Origin of the sequence: Actinomadura sp. NPDC048955 (assembly GCF_040649435.1) — a bacterium.
Classification (GTDB): domain Bacteria; phylum Actinomycetota; class Actinomycetes; order Streptosporangiales; family Streptosporangiaceae; genus Spirillospora; species Spirillospora luteofluorescens.
Genome location: NZ_JBEZJI010000008.1, coordinates 205,509 through 216,408, shown reverse-complemented (window position 1 = coordinate 216,408; position 10,900 = coordinate 205,509). Strand labels below are relative to the sequence as shown.

At 73.6% G+C, this 10,900-nt stretch carries 10 protein-coding genes; 3 read left to right on the top strand and 7 right to left on the bottom strand.

Going from position 1 to position 10,900, the window contains the following annotated elements; genetic code table 11:
• Positions 1 to 22 precede the first annotated feature (22 nt).
• The gene (locus AB0C84_RS11605) at positions 23 to 1,486 is read left to right on the top strand and encodes an aromatic amino acid ammonia-lyase (protein ID WP_179843474.1); all 1,464 of its coding nucleotides are present in this window, start codon (positions 23 to 25) and stop codon (positions 1,484 to 1,486) included.
• Positions 1,487 to 1,489: 3 nt separating this feature from the next.
• Here the strand turns inward: AB0C84_RS11605 and AB0C84_RS11600 are convergent, their stop codons facing one another.
• On the bottom strand, positions 1,490 to 2,503 hold the full coding sequence (locus AB0C84_RS11600) for a LacI family DNA-binding transcriptional regulator (RefSeq protein ID WP_179843475.1): 1,014 nt from the start codon (positions 2,501 to 2,503) through the stop codon (positions 1,490 to 1,492).
• A 182-nt stretch (positions 2,504 to 2,685) separates the two neighbouring features.
• Between AB0C84_RS11600 and AB0C84_RS11595 the strand changes: the two genes are divergently transcribed.
• Complete coding sequence (locus AB0C84_RS11595; protein ID WP_179843476.1) at positions 2,686 to 3,210, top strand: cysteine dioxygenase family protein; 525 nt, start codon at positions 2,686 to 2,688, stop codon at positions 3,208 to 3,210.
• A gap of 74 nt (positions 3,211 to 3,284) precedes the next feature.
• Here the strand turns inward: AB0C84_RS11595 and AB0C84_RS11590 are convergent, their stop codons facing one another.
• Together AB0C84_RS11590 and AB0C84_RS11585 are read right to left on the bottom strand one after the other, a co-directional pair.
• Positions 3,285 to 4,502: a hypothetical protein gene (locus tag AB0C84_RS11590; RefSeq protein WP_361064209.1), complete on the bottom strand. Its 1,218-nt coding sequence runs from the start codon at positions 4,500 to 4,502 to the stop codon at positions 3,285 to 3,287.
• On the bottom strand, positions 4,417 to 5,568 hold the full coding sequence (locus tag AB0C84_RS11585) for an acyltransferase (RefSeq protein WP_361064206.1): 1,152 nt from the start codon (positions 5,566 to 5,568) through the stop codon (positions 4,417 to 4,419). The genes AB0C84_RS11590 and AB0C84_RS11585 overlap by 86 nt, the downstream gene beginning before the upstream one ends.
• A gap of 221 nt (positions 5,569 to 5,789) precedes the next feature.
• On the opposite strand from AB0C84_RS11585, the gene AB0C84_RS11580 reads away from it, so the two are divergent.
• Positions 5,790 to 6,572, top strand: a complete 783-nt coding sequence (locus AB0C84_RS11580; RefSeq protein WP_361064203.1) for an SGNH/GDSL hydrolase family protein — start codon at positions 5,790 to 5,792, stop codon at positions 6,570 to 6,572.
• A 3-nt stretch (positions 6,573 to 6,575) separates the two neighbouring features.
• On the opposite strand, the gene egtD is transcribed toward AB0C84_RS11580, so the two are convergent.
• Genes egtD through egtA form a run of 4 tightly spaced genes read right to left on the bottom strand, consistent with a single transcriptional unit; the run spans position 6,576 to position 10,879 of the window.
• The gene (egtD, locus tag AB0C84_RS11575) at positions 6,576 to 7,532 is read right to left on the bottom strand and encodes an L-histidine N(alpha)-methyltransferase (protein ID WP_361064200.1); all 957 of its coding nucleotides are present in this window, start codon (positions 7,530 to 7,532) and stop codon (positions 6,576 to 6,578) included.
• 60 nt (positions 7,533 to 7,592) lie between these two features.
• Entirely contained in the window at positions 7,593 to 8,327 is a 735-nt protein-coding gene (egtC, locus tag AB0C84_RS11570; protein WP_258943431.1) for an ergothioneine biosynthesis protein EgtC, read from the bottom strand.
• Positions 8,328 to 9,671, bottom strand: a complete 1,344-nt coding sequence (gene egtB / locus AB0C84_RS11565) for an ergothioneine biosynthesis protein EgtB (RefSeq protein ID WP_361064197.1) — start codon at positions 9,669 to 9,671, stop codon at positions 8,328 to 8,330. It lies immediately after the preceding gene.
• Complete coding sequence (gene egtA / locus AB0C84_RS11560) at positions 9,668 to 10,879, bottom strand: ergothioneine biosynthesis glutamate--cysteine ligase EgtA (RefSeq protein WP_361064194.1); 1,212 nt, start codon at positions 10,877 to 10,879, stop codon at positions 9,668 to 9,670. Before egtA ends, egtB begins: the two co-directional genes overlap by 4 nt.
• Positions 10,880 to 10,900: the final 21 nt, after the last annotated feature.

Genomic DNA, 10,900 nt, shown 5'->3' with positions numbered 1-10,900 from the left:
GCAGGGAAAGTAGCGTGTCGCCGTGGAGAACAGCCGAATCGTTATCGACGGGACTTTGCTCACATGCGCTCAGGTGGCGCGCGCCGCCCGGGAGGATGTGACGGTCGCCATAGCCGCCGCCGGTGTGGAGCGGGCGCGCGACGCCTGGCGGGTCGTCCGCGAGGTCACCGAGGCGCAGCCCGTGTACGGGCGGACGACGGGGGTCGGCGCCAACCGCGTCGTGGACGTCGAGTGGGAGGACTCCGACGCCCACGGCCTGCGGCTGCTGCGCAGCCACGCGGCCGGGGCCGGGCCGCTGGTCGCGCCGGAGATCGTCCGGGCGATGCTGGCCGTCCGGCTGAACCAGATCGCGGCGGGCGGATCGGGCGTGGAGCCGGGCGTGCTGCAGGCGCTGGCGGACGTGCTCAACCTGGGCCTGCTCCCCCCGGTGCCGGTGTACGGGGCGATCGGCACCGGCGACCTGACGGCGCTGGCCTCGACCGCGCTGTGCCTGCTCGGTGAGCGGGCGTGGCTTCCGGGCCCGGACGGCGGGCCGGAGCGCGGCCCGGGCTACCGGCTGCGGTCCGCCGACGCGCTGGCGTTCATCAGCTCCAACGCCGCCACGCTCGGCGAGGCGGCGCTCGCGGTCGCCGACCTGCGGGCGGCGCTGCGCGCCTCGACCGTCGTGGCGGCGCTGTCGCACTTCGCCGTCCGGGGCTCGGAGGAGCCGTTCGCGCAGCCGGTGCAGGACGCGTGCCCCCATCCGGGCCAGCAGCAGGCCGCGGCGGCGATGCGCGGGCTGCTCGCCTTCGACCGGACGCCGCCGATGCGCATCCAGGACCCCTACGGCTACCGGGCGTTCCCGCAGGTGCACGGCCCCGCGCTGGAGGCGGCCGGGTACGCCGAGCAGGTCGTCACGCGGGAGATCAACGCCGCCTCCGAGAACCCGCTGGTGGACGTCCCCGGGCGGACGGTCTGGCACAACGGCAACTTCCACACCGCCTACGTCGGGCTCGCCCTGGACGCGGCCCGCGCCGCCCTGTTCCAGACGATGGCGCTGGCCGCCGCCCGCCTCGGCACGCTCGCCGAGCCGTCGTTCACCGGCCTCTACCCGTTCCAGGGCGAGACGGAGGCCTCGTCCGGGATCATGATCCTGGAGTACGTGGCCCACTCGTGCCTGGCCGACGTGCGGCGCCTCGCCACCCCCGCGGCGCTGGGCAGCGCGGTGCTGTCGCGCGGCGTCGAGGAGCACGCGGGCTTCTCGACGCAGTCGGCGCGGGCGACCACCGACGCGGTCGCCGCCTACCGGCTCGGGCTCGGCTGCGAACTGGTGGCCGCCGTCCGCGCGCTGCGGATGCAGGGCCGGGCGCCCTCCGGCGGGCCGCTGCGCTCGGCGTGGGACATGGCGGGCGCCGTCCTCGACCCGCGGATCGAGGACCGGCCGCTGGACGCCGACATCGCCGCCGCCGCGGACCTCCTGCCGCACCTGGACCGGCTCCACCCCTGACCCTCAGCCCGCCGGCGCCGTCTCGCCGGTCGAGGCGCGGACGCGCAGCGACGGCTCGCGGACGACGCGGCGCTTGCGCGGCTTGCCGTCGATGACGTCCACGACGAGGCGGACGGCAGAGTGGACGATGCCGTCGATGTCCCACTCGACGCTGGTGAGCGGCGGGGACAGCAGCGCCGACATCGGATGGTTGTCGTAGCCGCAGACGGCCACGTCGCCGGGGACGGCGAGGCCCAGCTCGCGGGTGGCGGCGTAGACGCCGTAGGCGATGGAGTCGGCGAAGCAGAAGACGGCCGTGGGCCGGCCGGGGCCGCCGAGCACCCGCAGCGCGACCTCGGTGGACTCGGCCAGGGACTGCGGCACGACCACGACGTCCACGCTCAGGCCGAGCCGCTCGGCCTCGGCGTTGACGTACACGTCGGCCGGGCGGTCCGGCGTGCTGGCGAGGGTGGGGGTGAACACGGTGAGGCGCTCGTGCCCGAGGGCCCGCAGGTGCTCCAGCGCGAGCGTCACGCCCCGCCGGTTGTCGAAGACGACCTCGCCCTGCGCCTGGCCGCCGTGCAGGGCGTCGCCGATGGACACGACGGGGATCGCGGCCGCCAGCTCCGACCACAGCGCGGCGGACGGGTCGAGCGGCTGGACGATCAGGCCGTCCACCCGCTGGTCGCGCAGCCGCCGGGCGAGGGCCAGCTCGCGTTCGGGGTCGCCGCCGGCGTCCACGATCAGGGCGTAGCGGCCGCGGGCGAGCAGCGCCCGCCCGATGCCGACCGCGAGGGACTGCTGCCAGTAGTCCTCCAGCGAGCCGCACAGCAGGCCGACCTGGTCGGTGCGGCCGCTGGCCAGCGCCCGCGCGATCGGGTGGGCCTCGTAGCCGAGCTCGCGCGCCGCGGCGCGGACGCGCTCCTGCGTCTCCTCGGAGGTCTGGATGCCGCGCAGCGCGTATGAGACGGCCGCCGGCGACAGCCCCGTCGCCTGCGCCACTTCCCGGATGGTCGCGCGCTTGCGCTTTTCCGACATCCCTCCAACCCTAGAGGCCGCCACCGACAGAGCACGGCACCCGCCCTTGACGAATTCGCCACTGAAGCGGTTCACTGAAACGGTTAACTGATGCGGTTCAGAAGCCTTGGCCTGGCGGTTCGCGGCCGGTCCCGGGCTTAACGGACCGTACCCACCGACGGTTTCGGAGAGGAGCGAACCCCGTGTCTTCCGAGGTCCTGCCCCGTCCCAGCGGACTGGGGCACCTGCCCGGCCGCCCCCTCGACAAGCGGGAACTGCGGGAACTGGTCGACGACCTGGCCGCGCGGCCCGGCGTGTGGCGACCGCACGTCGCGTTCCCCGAGGGCCGCCGCCACTACGTCTCCCTGCACCGGGACGAGCACGTCGACGTCTGGCTGCTGTGCTGGACGCCCGAGAACGACACCGGCTGGCACGACCACGACATCTCCTCGGGCGCCGTCCGCGTCGTCGCCGGCGCCATCGAGGAGAACAACCCGCGCATGGGCGGCGACCCCCTGCGGACCGTCATGCACGAGGGCGCGTCCTTCTGCTTCGGCCCCGAGCACATCCACCGGCTCACCGGGGTGGAGGAGGCCAGCGTCTCGATCCACGCCTACTCGCCGCCGCTGTGGCGGCTCGGCCAGTACTCCGTCGACGAGTCCGGCGTGATGCGCCGGACGCCGGTCAGCTACACCGAGGAACTCCAGTCACCGGACGAGGCGGCCTGAGACCTCAAGTGCCCCGGCGGGCCCGCCCGGGGGAGACGGGCCCGCCAGAGGCGGCGCGTCCGGTCGATGCCCGCTCACAACGACCGGACGCCCATATCTCCCTCAGCGCGGGCGGACTCGAATGTGTCACACCGCCGTCCGAAATAGCGGTCGCTCAGCGCGCAGACCGCGATGACGGCGGCGAGGCAGGAGGCGGCGCCCCTCAGCAGGCCCGCCTCGTAGTAGGTGTCCGTGACCAGGCGGACGGCGGTGCAACCGGTCGCCGCTCCGGCGAGAAGCGCCACCGCCGCCTGGACGGCCCAAAGCGCGATACGGGCTTTTCCGAGGCCGGACAGCACGTTCCGCAGAGCGCACACGGCGGCCGTCACGCAGACGAGCAGCCCGGCCGTCGCCGCCAGGAGCGGTATGCCGAAGTTCACTCCGTAGCGGATGGCGAGCGCCGGGACGAAGAAGAGAAGCAGCCCCCACCGCAGTCCGCTGATGACCGACGCCAGGGCGACACCCGCCTCGCCTGGTCCCAGACGGGACGACGCCCATCGCGCTCCCGCGAGGACGCAGACGGCTACGGCCGCGCCTGGTAGTCGTCCCCCCAGATGACCGAGGTTGTACAAGAGGGCCGTGTCATAGACAGTCAACACCACCTGCCCCAGCGCCCACACGGATGCGGCGAACAGGAGCATCTGCGGGAACGACGGCTCGTCCGTACCGGAGTCTTCTTGCGCCGCCAGCCAGCGCAGCAGCAAGGGCGTCGCCACAGCCGAACAGGCCCGGATCACGATGTCGTCCACCGTGTAGGGGTTGTGCAGATCCCACTCGACCATGCAGAAGACGAACGTGTAGGAGAGCGACGCGGCCCACACCAGCCACGAGCGCGCCAGGCGCCAGTACAGGCCGCGGTCCAGCCACCGCAGCACCGTCACGTACGCGAGCAGAACCAACGGCAGTTCGAGGAACGCCTGCACGCGGAGGACGGACGGGGCCAGCAACTCCGGCGCAGGGAAGCGTTCCGCCAGGCCGTGCATGGCCGGGCCGCCCTCAAGCGCGAACCATCCCTCGGGCAGATACTTCGCGACGAACGAGACGTCTCCGCTGTGAACGCGCAGCACGTACACGGTGAAGAGCACTTGGTTCAGATAGACGAGCCCCACGACGAGGCAGAGGAACGCCTCCGGGCGGGCCCAGCGCCGCCCCGAGCCGGAGGAGGGGTCAGGTGCGCGCCGCTTCCACCGGGGCGCGATCGCGAGGCTCACCGCCGTCGAGGTCAGCACCGCCCCGTCCACCCCGATCGCCACGAGCGACCAACGTAGACGTTTCCTCAGGCGGCCGCATGGGCTTCAACGACGCCATGAGCCGGGCCCTCATCCACGCCGCGCCGGGACGTTCCACCAGGCGGTGCACGGCGTAGGCGGCCAGCAGGGAGGCCCCGACGGCGACGGCCAGCGCCGCCCAGCGGTCGAGCCCCGGATACACCGCGTCCAGCAGGGGAAGCGCGAGCTGGGAGTGGACGAGGTAGAGGGGGTAGGTGAGCGCCCCGAGAACGGTCAGGCCCCGCCGGCGCAGCCGGCTCAGCCGCCCGGTGGCGACGAGGATCATCACCGCGAAGATGCCCGTGATGACGGCGCTGACCACGGTCTCGTCCGCGCCCCTGAACACGTTCTCCGCGCGCCAGGCGCCCCAGCGCAGCGCGATCAGGTAGGACGCGGCGACGTACCCCCAGAGCAGCAGCGTCGGGCCGAACCGGTGGATCATGTACAGCGCCATGCCCGCGATGAAGTAGCAGCTCCAGGTCGGGACCAGCATGACCTGGAGGATCTTGCTGTCGGCCTCGTCGGCGAAGACCCCGCCGAGCATCCAGGCCGCCATGAAGACCAGGCAGGAGCGGTAGGTGATCCCGATCCCCGCGAGGACGGCGGCGAGCACGTAGAAGTGCAGCTCGACCCAGAGCGTCCAGTAGACGGCGTCCACGTTCCGCAGGCCGAGCCCGCCCTGGAGCATCGTCAGGTTGGGGACGATCAGGCCGGGGACGCCGTGGCCCGTCCGGAACAGCGCGTAGACGGCGGCGCCCAGCAGCACGCTCACCCAGTAGGCGGGCATCAGCCGGACGAGCCGGGAGATACCGAACTCGCCCGGGCCGCGTCCCCACGCGCTCATGAGGATCACGAACCCGCTGATGACGAAGAACAGGTCGACGCCCAGGTAACCGAACCGGGTGACCGGCGCGATCTCGGGGAAGACCTCCTGCGAGGGCACGGGCCACGCCCCGGCGCCGCCGAATCCCGTGAAGTGGTAGAGCACCACCGCCAGCGCGGCCGCGAAGCGCAGCAGGTCGAGTTCGCTCAGCCGTTCCCGTCGAGTCACCGCGGCACCCTCCCGCCGCCAGGTGGCCCGGTCCGATCCGCCGGGTGAACGGCGGATGTAGGGAAGGACGCGATTCGTCACCGCCCCGCGGGCGCGGCACCGCCCCCGCACGGTGACGAGACGGCCGCGGCACGGTGACGGCATGGTCGCGGAGTGCGCGCGTGAGCGGCGCGAGGTCAGTAAGATGCGGAGGCGTCCCCCGATCTCCTTGGTGGTACTCCATGACATCTCGCCGCGCCCGACGCGGCGCGGCGACCCGGCTGCTGTGCCTGAGCCTGGCGGCGGTCCTGTCGCTCGCCGGAAGTTCCCTGATCGCGGGGTGCTCCCTGCTCGCGGGGTCGGTGCACAAGCAGGCCGCGGCGGACGGCCCGAAGACCGACGGGGCACGCGAGGCGCCGCCCGTCGTGATGTTCCTCGGCGACAGCTACACGGTCGGCGACCGCGGCGTCGAGCCGGAGTCGACCTACGCCTCCGCGACCGCGCGGCTGCTCGGCTGGCAGGTCGTCGTCGGCGGGCGGTCCGGGACCGGCTACGTCCAGAGGGGCCGCGGCCCGCACGCGTTCCTCGGCCTGTTCGAGAGCCAGCTCGGCTGGCGCCCGGCGCCCGACATGCTGATCGTGTCCGGCGGCCACAACGACTGGCGGATCCCCCCGGCGCAGGTCGCGGCGGCGGCGCACGTGCTGCTGGAGCGCGCCCGGCAGCGCTGGCCGGGCACCCGCCTGGTGCTGGTGGGCCCGCTCTGGGGGACGGGGACGCCGCTGCCCGGCGCCCTCGCCGTCCGGGACGCGCTGAAGAACCTCGCCGGGCAGCTCGGCGTCCCGTTCGTCGACCCGATGGGCGAGGGCTGGATCACCGGCGACCTGCTGACGGGCCAGGGCAACGCGCCGCGCCTCATCAAGCAGGACCGCACCCATCCGACGCCGGCGGGCCACCTGTACGTGGCGACCCGCCTGGCGGCGGACCTCAAGCGGATGGGCCTCGCGCACCCCGTCCGCAAGGGCTGAGCGTCAGCGGGAGGCGGGGGCCGCGAGGGTGAGGGAGAAGTCCCCGGCCTCGTCCGTCCAGAACTCGGCGAGCTCCATCCCGGCGGCGCCGAGCTCCGCCTCCAGCCGTTCCCGGCGGAACTTGGCGGAGATCTCGGTGCGCATCTCCTCCCCCTCCGTGAACGACACGTCGAGGTCGAGGCCGCGGATGCGGACGTCCTGGGCGCGCAGCGACCGCAGCCGCATCTCGATCTGCTCCTCGGCCGCGTTCCAGGCCGCGACGTGCTCGAACGCGCCGATGTCGAAGTCGGCGTCCAGCTCCCGGTTGACGACCGACAGGACGTTGCGGTTGAACTCGGCGGTGACGCCCGCCGCGTCGTCGTAGGCGCGCACGAGCCGCCCGGGGTCCTTGACGAGGTCGGCGCCGACGAGCAGGAAGTCGTCCTCGGCCATGGTGGCGCGCACGCCGCCGAGGAACCCGATGCGCTCGGCGGGCGGCATGTTCCCGATCGTCCCGCCGAGGAAGGCGATGAGGCGCCGCTCGCCGCCGGGCAGCAGGGGCAGGTGCTGCTCGTAGTCGGCGGCGACGGCCCGGACGGTCAGGCCGGGGTGGTCGGCGGCGATCCCGGCCGCGGCCTGCTCCAGGAAGTCGCCGCTGACGTCCACCGGAACGTAGGTCTCCAGCGTGCCGGCCAGCGCGTCCAGCAGCACCCGGGTCTTCTCCCCCGAGCCCGCGCCGAGCTCCAGCAGCGTCCGGGCGCCGGTGGCGGCGGCGATGCCGGACGCCCGGGCGGCGAGGATCTCCCGCTCCCGCCGGGTCGGGTAGTACTCCTCCAGCCGCGTGATCTCCTCGAAGAGCGCGCTGCCGCGCTCGTCGTAGAACCACTTGGGCGGCAGCGTCTTGGGCACGCCGGTGAGCCCGGCCCGGACGTCCTGGCGGAGGGACTTGGCGAGGTCGTCGGCGGTCAGGAACCGGTCCACGTGGTTCTCCTTCGGTGGCGGGCGATGTCGGAAGCGGGTGATGTCAGAGGGTGGGTGATGTCAGAGGCGGGTGATGCGGACGCCGTCGGCGGGCCCGGCGGTGACGAGCGAGCGGTCGGGGACGCGGCGCCACGCGGGGTCGCCGTCCGGAGGCTCGGAGGCGATCTGGACCGCGTCCCCGCCCTCGCGGACGAACAGGGAGTCGCCCCAGGTCGTGGCGGCCAGGGCCGTCCCGTCCGAGGCGAGCAGGTTGTAGCGGCCGGGGGCCAGCGCGGTGATCGCGGTGACGACGGCGGCGAGGCCCTCGCCGAGCGGCGCGCCCTCCCGCCAGTTCCGGACAGCGAGGGCGAACAGCGGCGCGGAGTCGACGGGCGCGCGGGCGTCGGGGATCTCGGCGATGTCCCCGGCCAGCTCCCGCAGCTTGGACTCGACGCCGCCGTAGCCCTCGATCTTCCCGTTGTGGCTGAACAGCCACGGGCCGGCGCGGAACGGCTGGGCGCACGACTCGTCCACGGGGAACCCGACGGTCGCCGACCGCAGCGCCGCGACCGCGCACGACGCGCGGACGGCCCCGGCGACCTCGCGGAACGACTGGTCGGTCCAGATGGGCTGGGCGCGGCGGAACCGGACGGCCTCGCCGTCCTGGTACCAGCCGACGCCGTACCCGTCGGCGTTGAGGATGGCGCCCTGCGTCATGCGCGGCGCGTACGACTGGGTCTCCAGCGAGTGCTCCCCTTCGTAGATGAGGGAGTGCAGCGTCCGCTCGGGCCCCAGGTAGGCGAGATGGCGGCACATCTAGCGCGCCTCCCCGGCCGCCGAGCGGGCGCAGCGGAACCCGGAGAAGATCTGCCGGCGGATGGGGTAGTCCCAGTTGCGGAACGAGCCGCGTATGGCGAGCGGGTGCGTGGCCCAGGACCCGCCCCTCAGCACCTTGTAGTCGGGTCCGAAGAAGGCCTCCGAGTACTCCTTGTAGGGGAACGAGCGGAAGCCGGGGTACCCGTGGAAGTCGGACGAGGTCCACTCCCACACGTCCCCTAGCAGGCGCCTCACCCCGTACGCCGACGCTCCGGCCGCGTAGGAGCCGGTCTCGGACGGACGGAGCGAGCGCTGTCCGAGGTTGGCGCGCCCCTCCTCGTAGACGTCGCCCCAGGGATAGCGGCGCGACCGTTCCGCGACGGGGTCCCAGCGGGCGGCCTTCTCCCATTCGGCCTCGGTCGGCAGCCGCTTCCCCGCCCACCGCGCGTACGCGTCGGCCTCGTACCAGCACACGTGCTGGACGGGTTCGCCTGGCGGGACGGGTTCCGACCGCCCGAAGCGACGCCGCGACCACTGTCCCCCTTCACGCTCCCAGAAGGCGGGGGCGCGCTTGCCGCTGCCGTTGCGCCACTCCCACCCGGCCGGGTCCCACCAGCGCGGCTCGTCGTAGCCACCGGCCTCGATGAAGGCGGTGTAGGCGGCGTTGGTGACCGGTTCCACGTCGATGTAGTACGCGGGCAGGTCGACGAGGTGCACGGGACGTTCGTTGTCGTACGCCCATGGTTCGTCCGAGGTCCCCATCTGGAAGGGGCCCGCCTCGATGAGCACCTCGTCCGCGCCGGACGCCTCGCCGGGGACCTGGAGTGGCTCCGCCTTGGGGTCGAGCAGGGCGGGGGCCCCGCGGCGCAGCTGGTGCGTGGCCAGCATGGTCTCGTCGTGCATGTGCTCGTGCTGGACGACCATCCCGTACACGAACCCGCCGGACGTCAGCGGGTCCGGGGTGTCGAAGCGCACCGACGGCAGCGAGTCGAGCACCTTGGAGCGGACCGTGCCGAGGTAGGACCGCGCCTCCGCCGGCTTGAGCAGCGGCAGCTCCGGCCGCTCCGCGCGCGGATGCTCGAACGCGTCGTACAGGTCGTCGATCTCGGGGCGCATCGCCTCCTGCCCGGTGGCCGCGCGGAGCAGCCACAGCTCCTCGTAGTTGCCGACGTGCGCGAGGTCCCAGACGAGCGGCGACATCAGCGGCGACACCTGCGCGGTGAGATCGTCCTCGGCGAGGACGTCGGTGGTGAGGCCGAAGCTGCGGTCGCGCACCGCGCCGAGCTCGTCGGCGATCAGTTCCTTCAGGGCGGCCTCGTCGGCGGACGGGCCAGGCGAGCTCATGTCGGATCCTCCAGCGGACGTGTCGGGGGGCCGGCGGGGCGGTCGTCGGCGGGACTGCGGCCTCGCAGGACGTACCGGACGGCGTACTCCTCGACCAGCGGGACGAGCCCGGGCGCGCCGAGCCGCGGAAGCGCGTCCAGCACCGCCGCGAAGCACGCCCGCGCGGCCCCGGCGAGGGCGGGGTCCGACAGGCCGTGCCGGGCGGCCTGCGCCCACCGGTGCGCCACGGGTTCGGCCGCGGCCTCGGCGGCGCGCGAGGCGGCCGGGTCGTCCAGCAGGGCCGTGGCGACGGCGACCGGGACCGGCCAGTACGGGCCGGGCAGCGCGTCGATCATGCGCAACTCCAGCCAGCCGCGCGGCCGCACCGGCGGGAACAGCGTGGACAGGTGGTAGGCGAGGTCGTCCTCGCCGGGCTCGCCCTTGGCCAGCCACTCCAGGAAGGACATCCCGGGGGCGGGCACCCACTGGTCGTCCGGGGTGTGGACGAGCATGACCTGTGCGTCGAGCGCGTACCGCGTCCAGGCCTCGGCGGGGTCGCCGTCCGCCCCGTCCCGCAGCACCGGCAGCGTGCGGCACGGGTCGAGCTCGGTCCAGATGGCCTGCCGGGACGAGCGCATCCCGGTGCGGCGGCCCTCCCGCAGGGGCGAGTTGGCGAACGCGGCGACCAGCACCGGGCCGAGCGCGTGCACGAGCCTCCAGCGGCGGGACGCGTCCGCGTCGTCGGCGCCGATGTCCAGGTTCACCTGGACCGACGCGGTCGAGCACATCATCGCCAGCCCCGCGTCGTGGAAGCCGCCCGCGCAGAAGTAGTCCCGCATGCACGCGTAGCGGGGGTGGTCGGCCTGGAACCGCGGAACGCGGACGGGGTCGACGCCGTGCCCGGCGAGCGCGAGCCCGTCCGGCGCGAGCACGTCCCGCACGTGGTCGATGTCCCGGCCGAGCGAGACGGTCAGGTCGTCGAGCGTCCCGAACGGGGCGGAGCTGAGTTCGAGCTGCCCGCCGGGCTCGTAGGTCACCTTGCTCCCGCCGGCCGGCGGACCGGCCCCGTCGACGAGGGCGCGCACCCGCTCGGCGGGCACGTGGGCCGCCGGATCGCCGGCGTCGACGACGAGCCACTCGGTCTCCGCGCCGACCGTCCCGGGCGGGCCCGTCTTGAAGCAGACGCCGCGAATGTGCTGGTAGACGTCGTCCACTGTGAGCCGGGTCACCATTGACTCCTCCGGTAATTC

What these genes read in the sequence shown, in the direction of transcription:
- AB0C84_RS11600 (WP_179843475.1), bottom strand. Translation starts at nt 2,503, where the DNA reads ATGTCGGAAAAGCGCAAGCGCGCGACCATCCGGGAAGTGGCGCAGGCG.
- egtB (WP_361064197.1), bottom strand. Translation starts at nt 9,671, where the DNA reads ATGAGCTCGCCTGGCCCGTCCGCCGACGAGGCCGCCCTGAAGGAACTG.
- egtC (WP_258943431.1), bottom strand. Translation starts at nt 8,327, where the DNA reads ATGTGCCGCCATCTCGCCTACCTGGGGCCCGAGCGGACGCTGCACTCC.
- AB0C84_RS11580 (WP_361064203.1), top strand. Translation starts at nt 5,790, where the DNA reads ATGACATCTCGCCGCGCCCGACGCGGCGCGGCGACCCGGCTGCTGTGC.